Genomic DNA, 23,022 nt, shown 5'->3' on the forward strand with positions numbered 1-23,022 from the left:
ATGGCAAAGGAAACTACGTTTGAAATTCGGGCCGGTCATGGCCAGCAGTTGGGGGCGAATTATGACGGGAAGGGCGTTAACTTCGCGCTGTTCTCCGCGCACGCGGAGCGGGTGGAGCTCTGTCTGTTTGACCCGTCCGGGAAAACAGAAATCGCCCGGCTGGAGCTGCCGGAGTATACCCATGAGGTATGGCACGGCTATGTGCCTGACCTGAAACCCGGTGCGCTGTACGGCTATCGCGTCTACGGCCCCTACGATCCGGAAAACGGTCACCGCTTTAACCCGCATAAGCTGCTTATTGACCCGTATGCCCGTGAACTGGTGGGCGATATCGACTGGAACGACGCCCATTTCGGTTATGAGCTGGGGCATGACGAACTGGATCTTAGCTTCGATACGCGGGACAGCGCGCCGTTCACGCCGAAATGCAAGGTTATCGATCCGAACGCTTTCGACTGGCAGGACAACAACCGGCCAAACGTGCCCTGGCCACATACCGTCGTCTATGAGAGCCACGTGAAGGGCTTTACCCAGATGAACCCGGACATCCCGCCCGAGCTGCGCGGGACGTTCGAGGGGATGGGACATAAAGCCTCGGTCGACTACATCAAGAGTCTGGGCATTACCTCGGTGGAGCTGCTGCCCGTTCACTGGTTCCCGGACGACCAGCATCTGCTCGACCGTGGCCTGAAGAACTTCTGGGGCTATAACACGCTCGGCTTTTTTGCTCCGGCGTCGCGCTACTATGGCCCGGCGGGGATCCAGGGCTTTCGCGACATGGTGCGCGCCTATCATGACGCGGGCATCGAGGTGATTCTGGACGTGGTCTACAACCACACGGCGGAAGGTAACGAGCTGGGGCCAACGCTTTCATTCAAGGGCATTGATAACTACAGCTACTACCGCACGCTGCCGGACCAGCACCGGTATTACATTAACGACACCGGGACGGGGAACACGGTGAATACCTCCCACCCGCGCGTGCTGCAGATGGTGATGGATTCCTTGCGCTACTGGGCCGAATCCATGCACATTGACGGTTTTCGTTTCGACCTGGGGACGATTCTGGGCCGCGAGCCTGAGGGGTTCGATCCGCGCGGGGGCTTTTTCGACGCCGTTACCCAGGATCCGGTGCTCTCTAAGCTCAAGCTGATTGGCGAGCCCTGGGATATTGGCCCCGGCGGCTATCAGGTCGGTGGCTTCCCGCCAGGCTGGGGAGAGTGGAACGACAAATACCGCGATACCGTGCGCGAGTACTGGAAGGGGGACAACGTCTCGACGGACTTTGCCGCGCGTCTGCTGGGCTCCGGGGATCTGTACGACCTGCGCGGGCGTCGCCCGTGGGCCAGCGTCAACTTTATCACCGCCCACGACGGCTTTACGCTGAATGACCTGGTGTCGTACAACGAGAAGCACAACGTCGACAACGGTGAGGACAATAACGACGGGCATAACGATAACCGGTCGTACAACTATGGCGAAGAAGGGCCGACGGAGAACCCGGACATTATCGCCACCCGCGAACGGCAGAAGCGTAATTTCCTGACCACGCTGCTTTTCTCCCACGGTACGCCGATGCTGCTGGCGGGGGACGAGTTTGGCCGCACGCAGAAGGGCAACAACAACGGCTACTGCCAGGACAGCGAGATCTCATGGATCGACTGGAAGGGGCTGTCTGAAAACGACGCGGCGCTGCGCGAGTTCACCCGCCGGCTCATTGCCCTGCGCGCGCAGCAGCCGCTGCTGCGTCGTGAGAGCTGGCGCGATGGGCTGGAGATCCGCTGGTTCAATGCCGGAGGCGGTCCGCAGCAGGCCGAGCAGTGGGATGAAGGCTCAACGCTCGGGGTCTCCATCAGCAGGCCGGATCTTCAGCAGGAGGACGGCATCTGGCACGACGTGCTGATGCTGTTCAATCCGTTTGAAGGCACCGTGCCGTTCCAGATCCCGCAGTTTGGCGAAGGGGGATGGGTGCTGGAGTTTTCTACGGCGGATGACGCTGCCGCCGGGACAGCGTTCACCGAAACCGTAGAGTACGAACTGGCCGGACGCAGCATTACCCTGTTCAGACGTCCGTAGTTCAGAGGGATGCCGCCGCGCGGGCGGCGGTGTCATACAGGGAGGAGATCGCGCGTAGCAGTTGCGCGGTTTCGCCGATCGATTTCCCGGAAATGCCGCTCTCCGCATGAATGGCGATCAGACACGCTTCGCGCACGTCCCGGTACTTCATGCACAACGCTTTCCCTTCCTCCGTGGTGGAGAAAAAGAGCTCTTTACCCGCTTTTTCGCTCGTCACGTAGCCCGCTTTAACCAGCTTTTTCAGGGCATATGTCACTACATGCGTATCTTCCACGTTGAGAACAAAGCAGATATCGGCCAGCTTTTTCTTGCGGTCGCGGTGGTTCACGTGATGCAGCAGCGAGACGTCAAAAGCGCCCATATCCGGCTCTCCGGCTGCGGCCATGCAGCGCACCATCCACTTGTTAAACGCGTTGCCGGTCATGATCAGCGCGTACTCCAGCTCTGACAGTTCCGCGCAGCGCTCCGACACCAGATGGCGGGAGGAGACGATCCGGCCATCGTTGATATCGTTGCAATCGGGTGAAGCACTCTTTTTCGAGGTCATAACGTTCCTTAGCCAGAAATGTAAACTCGTCGATAAAATAAGAACATTTTATTGATAATTTGTTTACATGTTTTTGAGGTTCAGATATAGCTTTTTAGCGCAGGTTTTGTGAAGCCTGGCGAAAAACACAACATCGCTCGCCGCAAATTAAAAAAATAGCCGTCGGCGCGCAACGCTCACTTTCGATAGGGTAAACGTTATGGACGGTACTACGCTGTTGCCGCTGATCGGGATACCGATCGTGGTCATTGGTTTTGCACTGCGCTTCAACCCGCTGCTGGTCGTCGTGGTGGCGGGTCTGGCGACGGGCCTGCTGGTCGGGATGGATTTCGGGATGCTGCTGGAGACCTTTGGCGAGAAGTTCGTCAATAGCCGATCGCTGGCGACCTTCATCCTGATCCTGCCGGTAATTGGTCTGCTGGAATATTACGGGCTTAAAGAGCGCGCCCAGGCCTGGGTGGCGAAGATCGCCAGCGCCACCTCGGCGCGTATTCTGATGCTCTACTTCGTGGCGCGTGAAGGCACCGCCGCGCTGGGGCTGATGTCGCTGGGCGGCCATGCCCAGACGGTACGCCCGCTACTGGCCCCGATGGCCGAAGGGGCAGCGCTGAACGAATACGGCGAACTGCCGCAGCACATTCGCGACAAAATCAAGGCCCATGCCGCGGCGTGCGATAACATCGCGGTCTTCTTTGGGGAAGATATCTTTATCGCCTTCGGTGCGGTGCTGCTGATTGACGCGTTTCTTAAGGAAAACGGGATCGAGGGGATCGAGCCGCTGCATATCGGCCTGTGGGCCATTCCCACCGCCATTGCGGCATTGATTATTCATATGACGCGCCTGCTGCGCCTGGATGCCAGCATCCGCCGCGACGTCATGGCCTGGCGTGCAGAGCAGGGTACGCAGGGGGCCGCGCAATGATGACGCTTATCACCATTAACCGCGTGTATTACCTGATCGGCTTTGTTGTGATGCTGCTGGTTGTCATGACCCTGCGCGACCGCGCTAATCCGAAGCGTTTTACCACCGCGCTGTTCTGGTTTTTATTCGGCGGGATCTTCCTGTTCGGTGACCTGATGGTTCAGGAGCTGGGCAAATCGCTGGCGTACCGGATCGTTGGCGGTTGCGTTATCGCAATCGCGCTGCTGGCGGGTTTTGGCCTGGTCGGGAAAGGCCACTATAAAATGGCCTCCGACGAGGAGCGCATTGCCTCGTCAAACCGCCTTAAAAACTGGCTGTTCCTGCCCGCGCTGATGATCCCGGTGGTGACGGTAATCGGGACGCTGTTCCTGAAGGGGGTGTCGATTGGCGGTGTTTACCTTCTCGACCAGAAACAGCTCACTCTGGCGGCGCTGTGCGTGGCCTGCGTCGCGGCGATCCTCACCGGCTGGTGGCTGACCAAAGGCACGCCGCTGCACGCCATTCGCCAGTCCCGTCGTCTTGTCGATACCATCGGCTGGGCGGTGATCCTGCCGCAGATGCTGGCCATGCTCGGCGGCGTGTTCGTGGCGGCCAATACCGGTGATTCGGTGCAGAAGGTGGTGAGCCTGTTCGTGAACCCGGACAGCCGTTTCATGCTGGTGGTCATTTACTGCGTGGGGATGGCGCTGTTTACCATGATCATGGGTAACGCCTTTGCGGCCTTCCCGGTGCTGAGCGCGGGGATCGCCTTGCCGTTCCTGATCAACGTGCATCACGGCAACCCGGCGCCGCTGCTGGCGATCGGCATGTACGCGGGCTACTGCGGCACGCTGATGACGCCAATGGCCGCGAACTTCAATATCGTTCCCGCCGCGCTGCTGGAGCTGAAAGACAAATATCAGGTGATCAAGATCCAGATCCCGACCGCGTTAACCCTGCTGGTGGTGAACGTGTTCCTCATGTATTTCCTCGTGTTTCGCTAAGGAGCTGTTATGGAATTGACGCAACATCAGGCTGACGCGTTTGCCCGCATGCCTTTAACCTATTTGCGCCAGGAATACCCGAACCACATCATGCATCTGCTGAATGATGACGGTGACGTTCTGCCGCCTCGCGAGCTGCACCCGATTTTCTACGGCTGTTTCGACTGGCACTCGGCGGTGCACGGCTACTGGCTGCTGCTGCGCTGCGTGCGCCTCTATCCTGATCTACCGTGTCGGAATGACATCGTCGCGCTTTTCGACGAGCACCTGACCGACGAGAACGTGGCGAAGGAGCTGGCCTATTTCACCGCGCCGTTCCGCGCCTCGTTTGAGCGGCCGTATGGCTACGGATGGCTGCTGGCGCTGGCCCAGGAGATGAAACAATCGTCGCTGCCGCAGGCCACAGGCTGGTACCAGACGCTGGAGCCGCTCACCCAGGATATTCGCAACCGGCTGGTGGATTACCTCAGCAAGCTAACCTATCCGATCCGCGTCGGAACGCACTACAACACGGCGTTTGCGCTCGCGCTGGGGCTGGACTACGCCCGAGCCGTGGAAGATAGCGCGCTTGAGCAGGCGATTGTGACGGCGGCGGAGCGGTTTTATCTCGCCGACACGCGCTACCCGGCCCACTACGAGCCGGGTGGCGATGAGTACATCTCTGGTGCGCTGACGGAAGCGCTGCTGATGAGCAAGGTCGCAGAGAATTTCCCGGCCTGGTTTGACGCGTTTCTGCCGGATATCGGCTCCATTGCGGCGCTGATGAACCCGGCGGAAGTGAGCGACCGTACCGACCCGAAAATTGCCCATCTGGATGGGTTAAACCTCAGCCGCGCCTGGTGTATGAAGCATATCGCCAGGGCGCTTCCGGTAAACCACCCGGCCCAGCAGGCCTTGCGTGATGCCGTGGCAAAACACCTGGCGGCAAGCGTCGGGCACGTGGTGGGCAGCCACTACAGCGGCGGGCACTGGCTGGCGAGCTTTGCGTTGCTGGCGCTTGAATAAACGAACGAGTCGTCTTTTATGCCGGGTGGCAGCTTTGCCTTACCCGGCCGTTGTACCGTACAAACGTAGCGCCGCCGGGCGATTCAGGCTGAAGCCCGAACCGCAGGGCGCATCCTGCTCAGGCTAAACAAAACCGCTCCCGTCGAGGCGATGACGGCGATCCACAATGCCAGATGCACGGCCCGATCGTGTTCTGATCCGGTCGTCGCAAGCAGCACCCCCACGGTGGCGGCCCCCAGACATTGCCCGAACGTCCTGACGATAGACAACACCCCTGAGGCATAGCTGGCATATTCCCGTGCCACATTAGAGAGCATTTCCCGGTTATTGGGGCTCTGGAAGCAGCCAAACCCAATCCCGCAAACCAGACTGCGCAGGCAGATATTCCATGCGGACGGGTTTTCCGGCAACGTCGCCAGCAGGACCAGCCCACCGACAAAAATCATCAGGCCGATAGTCGAGATCAGCGGCGCGGAAAGGGTATCTGCCCAGCGCCCCGCATGCGGTGCGATCAGCACGATGCCCATTGGCCACGGGGTGAACAGCAGCGCCGAAACCACCGGGCTGTAGCCATACACGCTCTGAAACAGGAACGGCAGCGCGACAAAGGTGATGCCCTGGCTGACAAACGAGGCCAGCGAGGTCAGGGCGGCGAGGGTTAAGCGTCCGTTTCTGAACATAACGGGCGGCAGTATGGGACTGCGCGCGCGCCGAATACGCCAGACGAAGGCGATAGCGCTGACCAGCGTGAGAAGCCCCCAGCCAGCGGCTGCTGGGTTAATGCCTTGCGTTATGTGCTGAAGGCTGTCGGCCAGCATGATTGCAGAACCTAACAGCACGGCGGAGAGCGCGGCGCCCGGCGCATCAAAGGGGGAGCGGTCAACGTCCGACTGGCGCGGCAACGCCCGCCATGCCAGCAACAGGGCAATACTTCCCGGAACAAGGTTAATGGCGAACAGCCACTGCCAGCTCAGCGCGTCCAGTATCGTTCCCCCCAGTACAGGGGCAATCGCCGTGCTGGCGGCAATAAGCAGGGCGTGCAGCCCAAGAATACGCCCAAGCAGTCGCCCCGGAAAAACGGAACGCAGGATCGCCGGGGCGATACTCAGGGTAGCCGCGCCGCCGATGCCCTGCAGAATACGCATCCCGATCAGCATGTCGGGCGTTTTCGCCAGCGCGCAGCCGAGCGAGGTGAGCGTAAAGGTGGCAAGCCCGGCAAGAAAAACCGGTCGAAAGCCCACGCGCGCCGCCAGCGCCGCGAAGATGGCCAGCGTCATTGCCGCCGATAGTAGATAACCGTTGGCAAACCACACAGCAACGTTCGCGGGGACCTGCAGCGCCCTTGCCATGGAGGGCAGAGCGATGTTGATCATGGTGCCGTCAAAGACGCCCATCAGCGTGGTGGTCATGACGGCGACCATCACCCGGGCGCGTTCATGACCGGGTAAGCCTTCATCGCCGGGCTGGTTTGAAAAGAGCGTCATCGTCGTTACTCCGCATAAGAATAGTAATGACGAAACTATAATCATGGGGTATACAGGGCGGAAGACGCAGCGCTTGCACTTTATCGTTGCATATAACGCCTTATCTGAGGAGCCATCGTGTCCGATCCTGACTTTAACCTTCTGGTTGCGCTCGACGTTCTGCTGGCCGAAGCCAGCGTGGCTGGCGCGGCGCGGCGCTTAAACCTGAGCACCTCCGCCATGAGCCGTACCCTGAGCAGGCTGCGGGAGGTGACAGGCGATCCTATCCTGGTGCGGGCCGGTCGGCAGATGGTGCTGACGCCCTGGGCCGAAGCCACCCGGGATCGGGCCAGAAGCGCCGTGCATGAGGCAAGGGCAGTACTGCAACCCTCCACGGAAACGCTGAATGTTGAGCGTATGGAGCGCCTGTTCACCATCCGAGCCAACGACGGCTTTGTGGTGGCGTTTGGGCCACTGCTCATTGCCGCAGTGGCGGCGGTGGCGCCCGACGTCTGCATTCGCTTTTCGCCGAAACCTGAGAAAACGTCGCGCTATCTGCGTGAGGGACTGGTTGACCTGGAGATCGGCGTGCAGAGCAATATGGGGCCTGAAATTCGTCTGCAACGGCTCTTTCAGGACCGGTTTGTTGGCGCGGTGCGCCAGGGGCATCCGCTGGCCTCGCTGTCGTCAGTCAGCCTGGAGGATTATGTCGCCTGGGGGCACGTGGTGGCCTCGCCCGACGGCTCGTTACACGGATTTGTCGATGAGGCGCTGGCGGAACGCGGGATGAAGCGCAAAATTGCCAGCGTGGTGCCAGGGTTCCCGACGGCGTTATCGGTGGCGCTGGTCTCCGATCTCGTTGCCATGGTGCCGGCGCTCTATCTGCTCAATCAGCCGATGACCGAGCGCGTGCACGTCTTTGAACTGCCGTTTAAAACCCGGAGTATTACGGTGTCACAGATGTGGCATCCGCGCATGGAAAAGGACCCGGCGCATCGCTGGCTCAGGGAAAAGGTGCTGGAGGTGTGCCGCGCTGTACGCTGACGGCTCAGGCCACTTTTTTCGGCACGGAGAGAATGAAGCGCGTCGATACCGCATCCGATTCCACGCGAACGTTCGTTCTAATTTTGTGATGTGCGTCAGGTTTTAGTGTTCAGTAATATTACCTTTTACTCGATGAGCGATTGCTTAATACCTCTCCGACAACAGGAGCAGCGGTAAATGCGTTTGGCCAGCCAGCGTAAAACGCGGCTTGGGTAACGATCTCCCCAGCTTCCTCAGCAGAAAGTCCATTATCCATCGCTCTGTTGAGGTGATAGCCAATCTGCGCGCTCTGTCCGGATGCGATTAACGCGCTGACCGTAATCAGGCTTCTGTCGCGGGGTTTCAGCGCGGGTCTTTGCCAGAGATCCAGGAACAGGGGGTCAGCAGTAAATTTAACCAGGCCTGGAGATATTGGGCCTACATTTTTTTCCACTGTCTCTGAACGCTGCTTTTCTGCTTCCTGATTGAGAGGAAGCAGGTCCGGAGAAGCTTCAGGAAGTGCATCTGCCGTGACGCCACGAGTTTCAAATACTGCTTTGGTCACGCTGACGGCTGACATGGCATTTGGCCAACCTGAGTAGAACGCCAGATGGGTAATGATTTCTGATAATTCCGCTGGCGTAACGCCGCTATCGAGAGCGACGTCAATGTAGTGCTTAAGCTCGGCAGGCTGGTTACGGGCAATCAGCATGGCGACGGTCACCATACTACGATCCCTGGGCGAGAGGGCATCGCGTGTCCACAGATCTTCAGTAATCGCTTCTCGACCAAAGCGCGCAAGAGCCGGTGAGACAGAACGAATATCAGCTTCAGGAATCGCTGAAGGTTCAATTTTCATCATAGCTTTACCTCTTGTTTCCTCAGCATTAGCAAAATCAGAAATAACAAGCGACATGGCCGCCGCTGCAATTACGCTTTTCATGTTAATCCTCACTGGTCAACGGTGCGGATCCTGTTTGATTCCGCCTTTGTTACGAAGAAATACCGGTTTTACCGGGATAGCGTCCTTCCTGGCGCTCATATGCGCCGTTTGCCTGAGATAGTCCAGGAAGTGCGGCGTTTGTCGGTGCAGTTGATAATCCTCCTCACTGGCGTAAATCTCATAGAAATACCAGCGGTTCGGACTCTGTGAGTCTGTAGCGGCATACATGGCTAACACGCCTTTCTCTACTTTGAGCGACTCGGCCATTTCAGGAAGGACGATGTTTTTAAATTCGGTCTGAAATTCAGGCTTTACCTCGACGATCACCAGATTATTAATGGTTCGCTCATTCGGTATGATGTGTTTGTCCCCCAGAAATTGGGGCTCCAGAGTGATTTTATTTTTCCGATCGATAATGTCAGGTGCCCGGGCAGCGAATGCCTTGTATGGTTCGGCATTCAGATGTTTGCGGTAAGCACTCTCGTTTTCATAGAATTCGACCATGAATGCCTTACGTGGCTTGTTGCTTCGTTGCAGGGCGTACATCGCCAGCGTACCTGCTTCATGATCAACCGAAGCGGAAATCGTCTGTCTGGCCACGTCTTCAAACTCTTTGTCCCGATCGGGCCTGACGCCGAGCTCAAAGATATTCATCACTCGCTTATCCGGCGCGTCCAGTTTTGTTGCAAAGACAGGGCTGCTTATTAGCATGCAAATTAAAAGCATAAGGGGCTTTTTCACGTTGATCCTTTTACTGAAATGACTGTTTGCTACGGCGTCCAGACCTGCTTAACGTCTTTCGTTTGCGGCGTGTTTTGCGCAATAATCCCCGTCAGAACGTGCGGCTGGTAGGTTTCTTCCAGAAACCGGATTTCCTCAAGGCTCAGTTGAAGATTTACGGCGTTTACCGCGCCATCAACGTGATCTTTTTTTGTGGCCCCTACGACAGGTGACGTGACCTTTGTCAGCAGCCAGGCGAGTGAGATTTCCGTCATGGACACCTGATGTCGTTCAGCAAGCTCGGCGACGCGCTCGATAATGATCCGATCCTGTTCAGCCGTGCTGTCATATTTCCCGCGCGCATAATCATCCTCCGTGGCTCGCCGCGTGTGGCCTTCTTTCCGGGCGAGACGGCCGCTGGCGAGCGCGCTATAGGGCGTCATGGCGATATCATCTTCAGCGCACAGACCGAAGAGCTCTCGTTCATCTTCACGCATAATCAAGTTGTAGTGGCTTTGCACGGAAACAAAGGGCGTCAGCCCTTCGCGTTCGGCAAGGGCGTTCGCTTTCGCCAGCTGCCAGGCATAGCAATTGGAAATACCAATAGCGCGCACTTTGCCCGCAGTAACGGCGGCATGCAGCGCTTCAAGCACCTCAATAACTGGCGTGTTGTAATCCCAGATGTGGTAGATGTAGAGGTCGATGTAGTCCATCCCAAGATTCTGCAGGCTCTGGTCGAGCGATCGGGCTATTGCCTCTTTTCCGCCGATCCCCGCGGCAATTTGCGCGGCGGTTCGTGGCAGAAACTTGGTGGCCAGCACCACGTCTTCGCGTTTTGCCATCTCCCGCAGCGCCCGGCCAACGTATCGCTCGCTGGAGCCGTTCTGATAGGCGATGGCGGTATCGTAAAAATTGATACCCTTTTCGAGACCGTAGCGGATGATGTCCCGGCTTGCTGTTTCGTCCAGCGTCCAGCGATGCTGGCCCGTTAACGGGTCGCCAAACCCCATACATCCCATACAGATGCGGGAGACCAGTAAGTCACTTTTACCGAGCCGGGTATACTGCATTGTTATTCTCCCTCTGGATTATTCACGACGGAATTGAGCAGATCGACAAGCCTTGAAGCGTGTTCCCGGGCAAGCGTTTTTTGCCGCGCGATTTTGTCGACATCCCGGTCGGCATAGCTGATACCGCAGGTATAAACCGGCGCCAGCAGCTCAAGATTGCACAGTCTTGCCGTGGTCTCGAACGGAATAAGATACTCTTCAATGGCATGGCCAAAGAAACCGTCAGCGGTATAGAGCGCCTGTGGCGCCCCTGTAGTGAAGGAGAGGAGCAGCTTTTTACCGCCCAGTTTCGCCGTTGAGCCATGCGCGAAGCCGTGGACAAAGACCTCGTCCAGCCATTGTTTCATTAACCCGGGCAGCCCATACCAGGAAAAAGGAAACTGCCAGACAATCACATCGGCCCTGAGCAGACTTTCCTGCTCCGCCGCGATATTGAATTTGCCGTCCGGATAGAGCCAGTCCAGACGACGAATTTCAGCATCGGGAAGGGCGGTCGCCACTTCGTCAAGGATAGTGGCGTTGGCGACGGAATGGTTCAGCTCAGGATGACCTGAAATAACAAGGATATTTTTCATTTCAATACGTTAAAGAGGCTGGTGAATTTTTAGTCCAGTATAGAGTGACACCATTATTTTTTTTAGAGCAGTAAAGGCTCATTCACTTTTAGACAAAAACTAATAATGGTCGACTGTTCTCATTGTGCCCGGTCATCATGAACCCGTGAACTACGCCATGATGCCCAGTAAACGTTCCGCATTGCGAAACGCGATGGCCTCTTTTTCAGCCTTGTTGACGGGCAGACTGTCGATAAATGTTTTTACACCGTCCAGGGTCTGATAGGGGTAATCAACGGAGAACAGGATCCTGTCTGCCCCCATTAACGCGTAGATAAACTGGAAGTGCGGCAGTGTCAGCATACCTGACGGGGTAACGTAAACGTGTTCCTGGAAGGTTCTCGTTAGCGTGCGTGACAGACCCGTTGCAGCCAGCGGAAGGCTGTCATCAAGACGCTGCAGCCAGAAGGGCAGCATCTCCCCCCAGTGGCCACTGATTACCTGCAGGTGGGGATATTTATCAAATGCGCCCGATAACATCAGCCGTAACAAATGGATCCCGGCTTCGTGATGCCAGCCCCAGCCAAACATAGAGAGCCGGGCGTTGACCTCTGCATTGAAGCCCGTGAAGTAGGCCTGTTGCACGCTTTTAACCGGTAATCCGGGATGAAGATAGAGTGGCACATTCAGTTTATTAAAGCGGGAAAGCAGGGAGTCATAGTCAGGATGATCGAGAAAGCATGAAGAGGGTCGGCCATTCAGAAGTGCCCCCTTAAACCCCAGTTTTTCAACTGCGCGGACAAGCTCTTTTTCAGCCTCTTCCGGCTGTGCCCAGGGAAGTGTGGCAAATGCCGCAAAGCGATCCGGGTGATTTCTTACCGCCCCGGCAAGGCGGTCGTTTGCCGCCGTATTTAATGTTACCGCTTCATCCCCGGGTGCCAGCTGGGGAAATCCGCCCACAGAGAGGATCTGCAGGGTAATTCCAGCTTCATCCATATCCCTGAGGCGGCGGCTTCCCAAATCAGCGCCTTTCGCGTTTATCAGCGCATTCTTTTCTATCTGCGGCCGGCTTCGGTCAGGATTATGACCATCAGCGACGGTTTTCCCCCAGTCGCCAAGGAAAGGTGCCTGCTCAAGCGCAACAGTCATACACGCTCGCCCTAACTCGCTGTCGAGATAATGTTCTTCGAGGCAAATGATTTTCATATTCTCACCCTTCATACAAAGCAGTAAAAGTGATGCAGATTAGGATCGCCCGGAACAGCCCGTTCGTGAGTGTCATTCATGACAGTCTGTCCCGGACAGGGTTTACACCATCGGTTTTTCCCAGGCGCCTCGTGTATCCACTCTGGTCTCTGTGGCGAGTTGTTCCAGCAGGATGATTTCCTCATCGCGTAACTGGATGTCTGAAGCGCATGCGGCGTCCAGAACGTGATGGACTTTAGTCGCACCAACGAGGGGAAGGGTACCTTTTGCAATAGCCCATGCGATGGCTATCTGTGCAACGCTGGCATTCCTTTCGGCTCCCATTTTTTTCATGGCGGCGGTTAATCTTTCTATCTGCGGCAGTACTGCGTTATAACTTTCGGCCCGGCCACTCCCGGCAGGCATGGGATGATTTGAATCATAACGACCACTGAGCGCGCCTTGCTCCAGGACCATGTAAGCAAAGAACGTGATGTTATTTTGTCGGCAATAATCAAGGATCCCGGCCTCTTCAGAGGCCCGATAAAGCAGGCTGTAGTGATTCTGTACTGCACTGAGGGAATAACCGGAAGCGTTAAGGATTTCGTTGGCGCGTCTGATTTGTGCCAGATTGTGGTTGGAAACCCCGACGCGTTTGACCTTACCGCTTTGTAAAAGTGGGATCAGTCCTGGCGTCCATTTCTCAACGTCGAGGGGATTGTGGATCAAGTAGATATCAATCGCGTCCACACCCAGACGTCCAAGGCTGGCCTCAAGCATATCGTTAACAGGCTGCGCTGACTGTTCGTTCGCAATCTGCGGTGTGAATTTGGTGGATAAAATCATCTCCTCGCGGGGGAACTGACGGACTAATGCTCCCAGCGCTGCCTCGGAACTCCCCATGCCATATACTGCTGCGGTATCCCAGAGATTCAGACCCTTACTCATGGCCGTGGTGAACACGTCTGCCATCTGAGTATCAGAAAGATGATTGCCGAAGACGGTGTCGCCACCGGCGAAGCCTGTGCCCCAGGACCATGTGCCGAGCGCGACTGGAGGAAGAGTTTTCATATTCAGCTCCTGAAAAAAGGCCGGAACGTTGCTGACGTAAACCGGCCAAAGAGGGTGAGTAACGATGAAAGACAGATGAATGAATTAAGTTGGCTGGCGGAGGGCATTTAACAGCGCCACACCGACACCGTGCGCTGAAGCGGGATTCTGCCCCGTGATAAGGCGACCGTCAGTAACCACATTTTCAGACCAGTTCGGGGCTTCATGATGAAGCGCGCCATGCTCGCGGAGTGCAGTCTCAAGCAGGTAGGGAACCACATCTGTGGTGTGAACTTCTTCCTCTTCCTTATTGGTAAAGGCCGCCACGTTTTTGCCTTTCACCAGGTATTCGCCGCTGCTGAGCTTTGCGTCAACCAGAGCCGCAGGTCCGTGGCAGACGGCTGCGACAATCCCATCACTTACATACACTTTCTTTATTTTTAAATTCAGCGGCAAAGAGATTTTCCCAGTTAATAAAGGAGCCAAGCGGAATGCACTCAAAGCTTAATAAGCCTGCTTTTGCCAGCGGGAATTCGGCCATTACGTTCATCGCTTCATCGACAGAGTCACATTCAAGAAAAATAGCGACGCCAGGTCTGTCCTGACGGAAGTAGATGTCGCGGATGAAGCCGGATTTATACAATCCCCAGGCGTGCAGTGCTTCAGCGTTAAGGTGTGGAGCATACTTTTCCAGCGATGCTCCAGGTGCGGGGATATCCAGACATAAAATTCGCATAAGTATCTCTTGTTCTCAGGTTTAAAGGGAAAGAGAGAAGAGTATATGAGCGCCATTTTGAGAAGATTAGGTGGCCATTGGCTTAAGCATATTTAGTCTGTACTTAATAATCAGGTGAGGAGTGCGACAGGGTAAATCTATGCCAGACATGTCTGTTCCTGCATCTGTATATGAATAGTCTGGCTTAATCAGTCGAAAACTCGGGCTGGCTTTCATATTCAGAACGTGCCTTTTCAACCTCGCCCTGATGAATCAAGGACCAGTCTATAAGTGTCATAACTGGCCCCATTAATGTCCGTCCAAGTGGTGTTAGCTCATATTCAACACGTGGCGGGATCGAAGGGAATACCGTCCGCGATACTAACCCGTCTCGTTCAAGACTTCTCAGTGTTAACGTCAGCATTCTCTGAGAGACCTGACCGATGGTACGTCTGAGTATATTAAACCGCAAAGGTCCCTCGGCAAGATGAGCAATGATTAAGATACTCCACTTATCACCAATCCGACTGAGCAATTCGCGGGTGAAAATATTGCAGGTGGGTGCTGTCCGTTTATCTGACGGTATCATGAATGTGCCTTCTTGCGGGTAAAATAACGGTATGTAATATAGCCCTGGTTACAAAACAAAACGACTCGTTTCTTACTGAGAATAAAGGTACTGCTCCTTGAAAAATGCCCCCCTTACGCTTTTATCCCCATATAACATCGGGGAATTGACACTAAAAAATAGAATGGTAATGGCCCCAATGACCCGCAGTCGGGCCGTTACCGGTAATGTACCTAACCCTCTGGCTCCTGTTTACTATGCGCAGCGGGCGCAGGCAGGGTTGATAATATCTGAAGCTACGCAGGTTAGCCGTCAAGGTACCGGATATATAAGAACACCGGGAATATATTCCCTCGCGCAGGTTGAGGCATGGCGTCGCGTAACAGATGCAGTTCATGAAGCCGGGGGAATTATTTTTGCGCAACTGTGGCATGTCGGACGCGTTTCGCATCCTGAGTTCCATGATGGTGTCCTTCCGGTTGCCCCATCTGCAATTAATGCAGAGGCAGACGTTTTTACGTCTACTGGAATAGCACAAACTCCTGTCCCTCGCGCGCTTTTAACAAGTGAAATCGCCGATGTCGTCTCACAGTTTCGTCAGGGTGCTGAAAAAGCTTCTGAAGCCGGTTTCGATGGAGTAGAAATACATGGTAGTTCAGGATATCTCCTTGACCAGTTCCTTCGTGACGGTTCTAACAAACGAGAAGATCATTATGGTGGGACTATTATAAACCGTGCACGTTTTCCTCTGGAGGTCGTCAGTGCAGTGAGCGAAGTGCTCGGCGCCGATCGCGTTGGTTTCAGGGTTGGTCCAAACATGTCGCTACATGGTATGTCTGATTCTTCGCCGGTTGAAACATTCAGTTATTTAGCGACTCAACTCGACGCTATTGGCATCGCCTACCTTCACGTTACCGAAGGTATTGCCGGGCCCGATGCTCCGGTCGCAGGTTCACAGCGGATTGCACCTTATCTTCGTCAGTGTTTCTCGCGAACTTTTATTCTGAATGGTGGATATGATGCTCAGACCGGTGAGGATGCAATTAACAAGGGTGAGGCCGATCTCATCGCCTATGGTGTTCCATTTATTGCCAATCCCGATTTACCCGCAAGATTTGCGTGCGGCAGCGATCTCAACGTTCCGGACCCTGCAACCTTCTATGCGCCGGGACACAACGATGCGGTGGGCTACACTGACTATCCCACACTAAACAAAAGTAAAAAAACATGAATACCTTAATCCATTCTGTGCCGTGAATGTCATCTGAATGAGTACAGGTGTATTTCAAAATACGTGGTTAACAGTGGATCGCAGCATCAGTAAAAACGAACTAAAGGGATATTATTGACTTAAGCATCCTTAGGCTGTAGTTAACAATTAAGCAGTGATTGCTTAAGGAACACATTATGAATAACGCCCTATATAACCAGATACGGATCTTTCAGAGCATTGCACGTGAGGGCAATATTTCGGCAGCCGCAAGAAAACTGGAAATTACGCCTCCCTCCGTCAGCAATGCGCTTAAGCTGCTGGAAGATCATATTGGCCATCCGCTTTTTGTGCGTACGACCCGCCGTATTGAGCTGACGGAAACCGGGCAGCTGTTGCTGGAACAGACCGCTGCGGCGGTGGAGTCGCTGGAAAATTCGCTTGAAAGCATTCGCGACCAGAATCAGGAGCCCTCTGGTATCGTGCGAATCACGCTCTCGCGTTTTGCCTATCTGTTAATTCTTAAGCCTGCAATGGCGAAATTCTGTCAGCAATATCCGGGTATACAGCTGGAAATTTCGGTTTACGACGGTACCGTGAATGTTATCGAAGAGCGTTTTGATCTTGGGATCCGTTTTGGCGATATCCTCGAGGGTGGGGTGGTAGCACGGCCGTTAATGAAACCCTTTCGTGAAGGGTTATATGCATCCTCAGCCTATCTCAGCGAGCATGGAACGCCTGAGGTGCCGTCAGATCTCAGTCAACACAAGCTGATTGGCTACCGTTTTATTACTAACAACCGCATCCTTCCGTTGATTCTGAACGATCGCGGAGAGCAGTTGACGGTTGAGATGCCCGGACAGTTAATCAGCAACGATATTGACGTTATGGCAGACGGGATCCGTAACGGGCTGGGAATTGGACGTTTGTTTGAACCCATCTGGCAGTTACAGCCGGACAGGGAGCGCTTTATACCCGTGATGGAGAGCTACTGGAAAACCTACCCGCCAGTGTATCTCTATTATCCCAAAAACGCGGGCAAAACGAAAAGAGTGAAGGCCCTGATTGATTTTCTGATATCCGCTACGGGGCGATAAAGACGATAACGCATCGTCCCGTATGGAAGCGCTATTTCACAACCCCAGAGGCCTGGCCTCCTGTATGAACTCAATCAGAAGGCGAAGCCCGGTCGGCAGTTGCCGGCGGCTTGAATAATAGATATAAAAACCTTCCTCCAGCGGGGACCATTCCGTAAGCACCAGGCGGAGCCGTCCATCCTTCACACAGGGTGCAACAATAGGCTCCGGAAAATACATCAGGCCGGCCCCGCCTAATACGGCCACAAGACCCGTTTCAGCCTGGTTGACCGTCACTGAGCCAGGCACAGTGATTTGGTACGTTTCGCCATCTCGCTCAAGTTCCCAGCGATAAATCCGATCGTCGCCGAGACGATTGCTTATACAGCGATGGTGTAACAAATCATCCGGATGTTCAGGCGTTCCGTAGCGTTCAAGGTAGTCGGGGGATGCGGCGATAACCCAGCGAATATCGGCAGATAAACGCCGGGCAACCATGTCTTCCGGGACGGTGCCACCATAGCGGATACCGGCATCGAAGCCCGCATCAGTGACGTCAACCATACGGTTGCTGGCCACAATATCGATTTCAATATCGGGATAGCGATCCATAAACGCGGGCATAATCGGTGCAAGCAAAAGATTGGCCGCTTCAACGGCTGCATTGATGCGGATACGCCCGGTAGGCGTATTACGATACCGGTTAAGCGATTCAAGCGCGCCTTCTATCTTGTCGAAAGGCTGAAGGACAGACTGAACCAGTTCTTCACCTGCAGCCGTAGGGGTAACGCTCTTGGTCGTGCGATTAAGGAGGCGAACCCCGAGCCGGGTTTCCAGTCCCTTCAGGGCATGACTAAGCGCTGATGCACTGACACCTAATTCAATCGCCGCACGGCTGAAACTGCGATGACGTGCAATAGCCATGAAATAAATGAGATCGGCGACATCAGCTCTGCTTATTTGCATACAGAATCGTTTTCCTTGTGCGTTAAGGCCGAATGCGTTGATACGGAAATGATATACACCATAGACCGACCAGGGCTAATCCGTTGCTGGATTTTTTTCACAAGTCCATCCACCCATCGCCTCTCACTGAACACATTGTGCTTCGTTATTCTTGAAAATTATGTGCTCTGGCCGTCAGTCAGGGCGGAACATTCACCTAACGGAGCCGTGTATGAACTATACGCATCTTGGCCGCACCGGCCTGAAAGTCAGCCGCCTTTGTCTCGGAACCATGAATTTTGGTGACGTCACCGACGAGAAAACCAGCGCCCGCATTCTGGATGAAGCGCTTGAGGCGGGTATCAATTTCATTGATACAGCAGACGTGTATGGCACCGAGCAATCACCCGATATCCAGCAAGGTTCGGGGCTGTCTGAAGAGATTATTGGTCGCTGGCTCCAGCAGGGTGGCCACCGTGACCGTATCGTTCTGGCGACGAAAGCCTATCAGCCTATGGGACCGGGTCCGAACGATCGCCGTCTTTCTGCTTACCATATTCGCAAGGCCTGCGAGGACAGCTTGCGACGGCTTAAGACCGACCATATTGACGTCTATCAGATGCATCACATCGATCGTTATACACCATGGGAAGAGGTCTGGCAGGCCATGGAACTCCTTGTTCAGCAGGGAAAAGTGCTTTATATCGGTAGCAGCAATTTCGCAGGCTGGGACATTGCGACTGCGCAGTCAGTGGCCACGGCCCGTCATTCCCTGGGCCTGGTTGCTGAGCAAAGTCTCTACAATTTGACTGCCCGAACCGTTGAGCTGGAGGTCATTCCCGCATGCCGTCATTTTGGCCTGGGACTGATTCCCTGGAGCCCACTTGCCGGAGGGTTGCTTGGCGGCGTACTGAAAAAGATGGCAAGCGGGCGCCGTGCAAGGCCCGCGTTTGCCCGTCTAATCGAACAGTATCGTCCGCAGCTGGAAGCCTTCGAAGGATTATGTGAGGACCTCGGCGAAACCCCTTCCGATGTGGCGCTTGCCTGGCTCCTGCAGAATCCTGTGGTTACTGCTCCACTTATCGGGCCTCGTACGGTCGAACAACTCCAGCAGGCGCTTCACGCAACGACAATCACGCTATCAGACGACACCATGAGCTGTCTCGACGAAATCTGGCCCGGCCCCGGGGGAGAAGCGCCCCAGGCTTATGCCTGGTAATGACCAAATTAATGAATCCTTTCTTCGCTATAGGGAGTTCCAGTTTATGAGCAAGATGATGCATGACCAGCATTCTGCTTCCGTACCCGCTTCCCGGGATCGTCGCAATTGTCTGATCGCCGGCGCCGGTCTGGCGTTGGCCGCCACCACCCTTGGCAGGAGCGGTGCAGTGATGGCGAACCCGGCTGGTCAGGACTCGTCGAACGCCCCTTCGGATGCTGTTCCCGTCCAGAAGGAGACCTTAACCACGCGTAAACTCGGCTCGCTGGAGGTTTCCAGCATGGGACTAGGGTGTCTGCCCATGGTGGGGTATTACGGCGGTGGTCCGCGCGATCGCAAAGCCATGGTGTCGCTCATCCGGGCCGCCTTCGAACAAGGCATTACGTTCTTTGATACTGCCGAGGTGTATGGTCCCTATCTCAGTGAAGAATTTGTCGGGGAAGCACTGGCCCCCGTTCGCGATCGTGTGGTGATTGCCACTAAGTTCGGTTTCGGCGTGGAGGGGGGAAGCCAACCTCCCTTAACAGCCATCCTGACCATATTCGCCGTGCCGTAGAGGGCTCGTAAAGCGTCTGAAAACGGAGCACATCGATCTTCTTTATCAACATCGCCCCGATCCGAATGTGCCGATCGAGGATGTGGCGGAAACCGTGAAGGCGTTGATACAGGAGGGTAAAGTGAAACACTGGGGATTGTCGGAAGCGAGTGCCAGGACAATCCGCCGCGCACATGCGGTACTCCCTGTGACTGCAGTACAGAGTGAGTATGCCATGTGGTGGCGTGAACCGGAGACGCGGATATTTCCAACACTCGAAGAGCTGGGTATCGGCTTTGTACCTTACTGCCCGACCGCCCGGAGTTTCCTTGCCGGGGCAGTCAATCCAGATCAGCGGTTCGACAGCACAGATCGGCGGCATAACCTGCCACGCTTCCAGCCCGATGCCCTGGCCAAAAACATGGTACTGCTTGAATTTGCGCAATCGTGGGCCCGCCGCAAAAACACCACTCCGGTTCAGTTCGCGCTGGCCTGGGTGATGGCACAACGGCCATGGATTGTCCCCATCCCGGGTACGACGCAATATCCGCACCTGATAGAAAATAGCGGTGCACCGCAAGTCCGGTTGACGGACAACGAGTTACGCGAAATCGATGCAGCGCTTGCCAGGATCCCATTGCAGGGCGGTCGCGCAGATCCGTTTACCGAAAGTCAGTTTGATAAAAGTTAAACGGTGATGGCCACCTTTATACTTACTGTCACAGGGAGACTGTAGGTAAAGTCTCCCTGTCTGGCGATCCGACCCGGACATCAAGAGTTGTTCATTGTCACCAACAGCGGAACCGAACCAACGCCGGGCCAGGGTAGGGCATTAACAGTCCTGTATTGCTGAAGGCGGTGTGAGTGAAGGTGGCATATCCGGAAGCGGGGGAATGATCCCGTCGACGGGGTGCGGCAGATAGCGTGCCTCGAGTTCCATGATTTCGGCATCGCTAAGTGAAAAGTCCAGCGCGCTGATAGCCGTGGAAAGATGTTCTGGTTTCGTCGCGCCGATGATCGGTGCTGTGATGACCGTTTTTGATAGCAACCAGGCAATTGCAACATGGGCTCTTGGCACATGGTGCTTTTCAGCAATGCTGGCAACAACATCAATAACGGGCTTATCCAGAAGGGCTGCGTTCTCATACATTTTTAACGCAAAGGCATCGTTTTGCGTTCGTCGGGACGTGACACTCCAGTCGCGCGTGAGCCTGCCGCGTGCCATCGGACTCCAGGGGATCACACCAACGCCCTGGTCTTCACACAGGGGCAGCATCTCGCGCTCTTCTTCCCGGTAAAGCAGGTTGTATTGCGGTTGCATTGTAATAAATCGGGTCCAGCCGTTACGCTCTGCCGTATGCTGCATTTTTGCAAAGCGCCAGGCTTCCATAGATGATGCGCCGATGTAACGTACTTTTCCTGATTTAACGAGGTCATGCAGAGCCTCCATGGTCTCTTCAACAGGCGTGGAGTGGTCAAAGCGGTGAATCTGAAAGAGATCCACGTAATCCATGCCTAAGCGCATCAGGCTATCGTCAATAGACTGAAAAATGGCCTTGCGGGAAAGAAACCCGGTATTGGGGGAGTTGCGCCACGGAAAGAAGGTCTTTGTCGCCACAACGATCTCATCGCGTCTGGCCATTTCTCTCAGCGCTTTTCCAGTGATCTCTTCAGAACTTCCGCCCGAGTAGATATTCGCGGTATCAAAAAAATTAATTCCTGCTTCAAGCGCCTGACGGATGAGCGGACGTGACGCCTTTTCATCCAGGGACCAGGGTTGAGGCAAGCGTTCAGGTTCACCATAGCTCATACAACCGAGACAAAGACGGGAGACTTGCAAACCGCTACGACCCAGATTCACATACTTCATTCTGTGTTCCTTCTTTTATTGCCAGCAATTCTGTATGTGAAAGGGTATTGCACTGACATGAAGGGAACCAGCATGCGCCATCGAATGGTGTTATGAGTTTTTTTCACAGATGGGCGTAATCGTCAGTGGGTTTTACATACAAACTGCGTGGCCAACGGTGAATCCTCAAGACTGAGGAGGGATACCTCCTGAGGCACGGCAATATTCTTATTTAACATAATATACATTATGCGCACCAACGTAATACCAGTCAAAATCTGCCTTTCTACGGTCGTGATTTGATTGCCCCGGTTCATTGATAGCTTGTGAAATCCCAACTTCTACGTTTATCCAATGTTAAAAGACGTTTGATATACTCCTGGCTTTGACCACCGCTGCTGTAGACTATGGAAATCGAACTCAATAAAAGCTTTAAAGAAAGGATTTTCCACGCTGTCATTTTTGAAGTGACGGCCAACGTTATCATCGCTCTGTCTCTTGCGTGGCTGATGAACGTTTCGGTACTCCAGTCGGGTTCGTTGTCGGTGATATCTGCACTTACCGCAACGGTCTGGAATTTTTTCTTCAATAAGCTCTTTGACGCCCTTCAGAAAAAACATCAGTTTCAACGAACGTTTCTCGTTCGCGCCATCCATGCAGTTGGGTTTGAAACGGGCCTTATCATCTCCTTAATCCCTGTGGCCATGTTCATGCTGAATTTAACGATCGCGGAGGCATTTTTTGTTGAGATTGGCCTTGTACTGTTTTTCCTGCCATACACGATGCTTTTTAACTGGCTCTATGATTATCTGCGTTGGACATTCGTAGGGAGTAAACGGTCTGCTGTGTAGCGAGTATTGATATCGGTCACATTCGCAACCCCTTGATCGTGTTGGACTCCACTCTCTTTCTATACTTCTCATTTCACCATCACTTTTGAGGAGTCCATAATGTTTGATCATGTAAAATTCGGCGTCAGCGATTATGAGAAAAGTAAAACCTTCTTCCTCATGTCGCTTCAACCGCTCGGTGTCGAACTCGTCGATGAAGGCTCTCCTGACTATGGCGTCGAAATGAGTTCCGGCGATGTTTCTCTTTGCCTTTTTCAGTCGAATGATAAACCCGCTCCGCTTCATCTGGCCTTTGTGGCCACGACACGCCAGCAGGTTGATGACTTTTACCATGCCGCGCTGCGCGCAGGCGGACACGACAATGGCGCACCGGGATTACGCTCCTACGGTAAAAATTACTATGCCGCATTTGTCATTGCGCCTGATGGTCATAATATCGAAGCGGTATGCCATGCCCCCGAAGAAAGATAACTTAATTTCACTCGCTTGCGAGTACCCGCGCCAGCCAGTTTT

The 23,022-nt window shown here is 54.6% G+C and carries 22 protein-coding genes and 2 pseudogenes; 11 read left to right on the top strand and 13 right to left on the bottom strand.

The window, feature by feature from the left end:
* Entirely contained in the window at window positions 1-2,076 is a 2,076-nt protein-coding gene (gene glgX / locus HBA26_RS00365; protein ID WP_126345539.1) for a glycogen debranching protein GlgX, read from the top strand.
* Between the two features lies 1 nt (window position 2,077).
* On the opposite strand, the gene HBA26_RS00370 is transcribed toward glgX, so the two are convergent.
* Window positions 2,078-2,623 carry a winged helix DNA-binding protein gene (locus HBA26_RS00370; protein ID WP_041909953.1) on the bottom strand — a complete coding sequence of 182 codons (546 nt, stop codon included), beginning with the start codon at window positions 2,621-2,623 and terminating at the stop codon, window positions 2,078-2,080.
* 199 nt (window positions 2,624-2,822) lie between these two features.
* On the opposite strand from HBA26_RS00370, the gene HBA26_RS00375 reads away from it, so the two are divergent.
* The 3 genes from HBA26_RS00375 to HBA26_RS00385 are packed head-to-tail and all read left to right on the top strand — an operon-like array spanning window position 2,823 to window position 5,533.
* Window positions 2,823-3,545: a DUF969 domain-containing protein gene (locus HBA26_RS00375; protein WP_028013182.1), complete on the top strand. Its 723-nt coding sequence runs from the start codon at window positions 2,823-2,825 to the stop codon at window positions 3,543-3,545.
* Window positions 3,542-4,528, top strand: coding sequence for a DUF979 domain-containing protein (locus tag HBA26_RS00380; protein ID WP_041909955.1), 987 nt, complete (start codon window positions 3,542-3,544; stop codon window positions 4,526-4,528). Before HBA26_RS00375 ends, HBA26_RS00380 begins: the two co-directional genes overlap by 4 nt.
* Window positions 4,529-4,537: 9 nt before the next feature.
* Window positions 4,538-5,533 carry a DUF2891 domain-containing protein gene (locus tag HBA26_RS00385; RefSeq protein WP_126345540.1) on the top strand — a complete coding sequence of 332 codons (996 nt, stop codon included), beginning with the start codon at window positions 4,538-4,540 and terminating at the stop codon, window positions 5,531-5,533.
* 83 nt (window positions 5,534-5,616) lie between these two features.
* Here HBA26_RS00385 and HBA26_RS00390 read toward each other — a convergent pair whose 3' ends face one another.
* Window positions 5,617-7,017, bottom strand: coding sequence for an MFS transporter (locus tag HBA26_RS00390; RefSeq protein WP_126345541.1), 1,401 nt, complete (start codon window positions 7,015-7,017; stop codon window positions 5,617-5,619).
* 117 nt (window positions 7,018-7,134) lie between these two features.
* Here HBA26_RS00390 and HBA26_RS00395 point away from each other — a divergent pair, with 117 nt between their 5' ends.
* On the top strand, window positions 7,135-8,040 hold the full coding sequence (locus HBA26_RS00395; RefSeq protein ID WP_048958224.1) for a LysR family transcriptional regulator: 906 nt from the start codon (window positions 7,135-7,137) through the stop codon (window positions 8,038-8,040).
* 118 nt (window positions 8,041-8,158) lie between these two features.
* On the opposite strand, the gene HBA26_RS00400 is transcribed toward HBA26_RS00395, so the two are convergent.
* From HBA26_RS00400 to HBA26_RS00440, 9 genes and pseudogenes are all read right to left on the bottom strand, one after another.
* Window positions 8,159-8,962, bottom strand: coding sequence for a carboxymuconolactone decarboxylase family protein (locus tag HBA26_RS00400; protein WP_049137962.1), 804 nt, complete (start codon window positions 8,960-8,962; stop codon window positions 8,159-8,161).
* A 15-nt stretch (window positions 8,963-8,977) separates the two neighbouring features.
* The gene (locus HBA26_RS00405; protein WP_194385846.1) at window positions 8,978-9,673 is read right to left on the bottom strand and encodes an antibiotic biosynthesis monooxygenase; all 696 of its coding nucleotides are present in this window, start codon (window positions 9,671-9,673) and stop codon (window positions 8,978-8,980) included.
* Between the two features lie 59 nt (window positions 9,674-9,732).
* Window positions 9,733-10,752 (bottom strand): aldo/keto reductase, encoded by a 1,020-nt coding sequence (locus HBA26_RS00410; RefSeq protein ID WP_126345542.1) that lies wholly within the window; start codon window positions 10,750-10,752, stop codon window positions 9,733-9,735.
* Between the two features lie 2 nt (window positions 10,753-10,754).
* A complete protein-coding gene (locus HBA26_RS00415) occupies window positions 10,755-11,327 on the bottom strand; it encodes an NAD(P)H-dependent oxidoreductase (protein ID WP_126345543.1) in 573 nt (190 codons plus the stop codon).
* 150 nt (window positions 11,328-11,477) lie between these two features.
* The gene (locus HBA26_RS00420) at window positions 11,478-12,512 is read right to left on the bottom strand and encodes an amidohydrolase family protein (protein ID WP_126345544.1); all 1,035 of its coding nucleotides are present in this window, start codon (window positions 12,510-12,512) and stop codon (window positions 11,478-11,480) included.
* A 102-nt stretch (window positions 12,513-12,614) separates the two neighbouring features.
* Window positions 12,615-13,562 (bottom strand): aldo/keto reductase, encoded by a 948-nt coding sequence (locus HBA26_RS00425; RefSeq protein ID WP_126345545.1) that lies wholly within the window; start codon window positions 13,560-13,562, stop codon window positions 12,615-12,617.
* A gap of 84 nt (window positions 13,563-13,646) precedes the next feature.
* Window positions 13,647-13,979, bottom strand: a pseudogene (locus HBA26_RS00430) (type 1 glutamine amidotransferase domain-containing protein); the annotation flags it as partial.
* A complete protein-coding gene (locus tag HBA26_RS00435) occupies window positions 13,957-14,277 on the bottom strand; it encodes a superoxide dismutase (RefSeq protein WP_166720725.1) in 321 nt (106 codons plus the stop codon). The pseudogene HBA26_RS00430 and the gene HBA26_RS00435, both read right to left, overlap by 23 nt.
* A 184-nt stretch (window positions 14,278-14,461) precedes the next feature.
* Window positions 14,462-14,845, bottom strand: coding sequence for a helix-turn-helix domain-containing protein (locus HBA26_RS00440; RefSeq protein WP_072032014.1), 384 nt, complete (start codon window positions 14,843-14,845; stop codon window positions 14,462-14,464).
* 97 nt (window positions 14,846-14,942) lie between these two features.
* On the opposite strand from HBA26_RS00440, the gene HBA26_RS00445 reads away from it, so the two are divergent.
* Window positions 14,943-16,055 (top strand): alkene reductase, encoded by a 1,113-nt coding sequence (locus HBA26_RS00445; RefSeq protein ID WP_069732955.1) that lies wholly within the window; start codon window positions 14,943-14,945, stop codon window positions 16,053-16,055.
* 176 nt (window positions 16,056-16,231) lie between these two features.
* Window positions 16,232-17,131: a LysR family transcriptional regulator gene (locus HBA26_RS00450; RefSeq protein ID WP_047368561.1), complete on the top strand. Its 900-nt coding sequence runs from the start codon at window positions 16,232-16,234 to the stop codon at window positions 17,129-17,131.
* Between the two features lie 36 nt (window positions 17,132-17,167).
* Here the strand turns inward: HBA26_RS00450 and HBA26_RS00455 are convergent, their stop codons facing one another.
* A complete protein-coding gene (locus tag HBA26_RS00455) occupies window positions 17,168-18,076 on the bottom strand; it encodes a LysR family transcriptional regulator (RefSeq protein ID WP_126345547.1) in 909 nt (302 codons plus the stop codon).
* Window positions 18,077-18,287: 211 nt separating this feature from the next.
* Here HBA26_RS00455 and HBA26_RS00460 point away from each other — a divergent pair, with 211 nt between their 5' ends.
* Window positions 18,288-19,274, top strand: a complete 987-nt coding sequence (locus tag HBA26_RS00460) for an aldo/keto reductase (protein WP_049137955.1) — start codon at window positions 18,288-18,290, stop codon at window positions 19,272-19,274.
* A 46-nt stretch (window positions 19,275-19,320) separates the two neighbouring features.
* Window positions 19,321-20,500: pseudogene (locus HBA26_RS00465) on the top strand (aldo/keto reductase).
* 141 nt (window positions 20,501-20,641) lie between these two features.
* Here HBA26_RS00465 and HBA26_RS00470 read toward each other — a convergent pair.
* Window positions 20,642-21,679, bottom strand: coding sequence for an aldo/keto reductase (locus HBA26_RS00470; RefSeq protein WP_126345549.1), 1,038 nt, complete (start codon window positions 21,677-21,679; stop codon window positions 20,642-20,644).
* Between the two features lie 386 nt (window positions 21,680-22,065).
* On the opposite strand from HBA26_RS00470, the gene HBA26_RS00475 reads away from it, so the two are divergent.
* Complete coding sequence (locus tag HBA26_RS00475; RefSeq protein WP_048958800.1) at window positions 22,066-22,509, top strand: PACE efflux transporter; 444 nt, start codon at window positions 22,066-22,068, stop codon at window positions 22,507-22,509.
* Between the two features lie 99 nt (window positions 22,510-22,608).
* Window positions 22,609-22,980: a VOC family protein gene (locus HBA26_RS00480; RefSeq protein ID WP_126345550.1), complete on the top strand. Its 372-nt coding sequence runs from the start codon at window positions 22,609-22,611 to the stop codon at window positions 22,978-22,980.
* Window positions 22,981-23,022: the final 42 nt, after the last annotated feature.

This window comes from Enterobacter sp. 725m/11, assembly GCF_011683705.1.
GTDB lineage: Bacteria > Pseudomonadota > Gammaproteobacteria > Enterobacterales > Enterobacteriaceae > Enterobacter > Enterobacter bugandensis.

Excerpts from the sequence above, each read along its gene's own strand:
- glgX (WP_126345539.1), top strand. The coding sequence starts at position 1 with ATGGCAAAGGAAACTACGTTTGAAATTCGGGCCGGTCATGGCCAGCAG.
- HBA26_RS00370 (WP_041909953.1), bottom strand. The coding sequence starts at position 2,623 with ATGACCTCGAAAAAGAGTGCTTCACCCGATTGCAACGATATCAACGAT.
- HBA26_RS00375 (WP_028013182.1), top strand. The coding sequence starts at position 2,823 with ATGGACGGTACTACGCTGTTGCCGCTGATCGGGATACCGATCGTGGTC.
- HBA26_RS00380 (WP_041909955.1), top strand. The coding sequence starts at position 3,542 with ATGATGACGCTTATCACCATTAACCGCGTGTATTACCTGATCGGCTTT.
- HBA26_RS00385 (WP_126345540.1), top strand. The coding sequence starts at position 4,538 with ATGGAATTGACGCAACATCAGGCTGACGCGTTTGCCCGCATGCCTTTA.
- HBA26_RS00390 (WP_126345541.1), bottom strand. The coding sequence starts at position 7,017 with ATGACGCTCTTTTCAAACCAGCCCGGCGATGAAGGCTTACCCGGTCAT.
- HBA26_RS00400 (WP_049137962.1), bottom strand. The coding sequence starts at position 8,962 with ATGAAAAGCGTAATTGCAGCGGCGGCCATGTCGCTTGTTATTTCTGAT.
- HBA26_RS00405 (WP_194385846.1), bottom strand. The coding sequence starts at position 9,673 with ATGCTAATAAGCAGCCCTGTCTTTGCAACAAAACTGGACGCGCCGGAT.
- HBA26_RS00410 (WP_126345542.1), bottom strand. The coding sequence starts at position 10,752 with ATGCAGTATACCCGGCTCGGTAAAAGTGACTTACTGGTCTCCCGCATC.
- HBA26_RS00415 (WP_126345543.1), bottom strand. The coding sequence starts at position 11,327 with ATGAAAAATATCCTTGTTATTTCAGGTCATCCTGAGCTGAACCATTCC.
- HBA26_RS00420 (WP_126345544.1), bottom strand. The coding sequence starts at position 12,512 with ATGAAAATCATTTGCCTCGAAGAACATTATCTCGACAGCGAGTTAGGG.
- HBA26_RS00425 (WP_126345545.1), bottom strand. The coding sequence starts at position 13,562 with ATGAAAACTCTTCCTCCAGTCGCGCTCGGCACATGGTCCTGGGGCACA.
- HBA26_RS00435 (WP_166720725.1), bottom strand. The coding sequence starts at position 14,277 with ATGCGAATTTTATGTCTGGATATCCCCGCACCTGGAGCATCGCTGGAA.
- HBA26_RS00440 (WP_072032014.1), bottom strand. The coding sequence starts at position 14,845 with ATGATACCGTCAGATAAACGGACAGCACCCACCTGCAATATTTTCACC.
- HBA26_RS00450 (WP_047368561.1), top strand. The coding sequence starts at position 16,232 with ATGAATAACGCCCTATATAACCAGATACGGATCTTTCAGAGCATTGCA.
- HBA26_RS00455 (WP_126345547.1), bottom strand. The coding sequence starts at position 18,076 with ATGCAAATAAGCAGAGCTGATGTCGCCGATCTCATTTATTTCATGGCT.
- HBA26_RS00460 (WP_049137955.1), top strand. The coding sequence starts at position 18,288 with ATGAACTATACGCATCTTGGCCGCACCGGCCTGAAAGTCAGCCGCCTT.
- HBA26_RS00470 (WP_126345549.1), bottom strand. The coding sequence starts at position 21,679 with ATGAAGTATGTGAATCTGGGTCGTAGCGGTTTGCAAGTCTCCCGTCTT.
- HBA26_RS00475 (WP_048958800.1), top strand. The coding sequence starts at position 22,066 with ATGGAAATCGAACTCAATAAAAGCTTTAAAGAAAGGATTTTCCACGCT.
- HBA26_RS00480 (WP_126345550.1), top strand. The coding sequence starts at position 22,609 with ATGTTTGATCATGTAAAATTCGGCGTCAGCGATTATGAGAAAAGTAAA.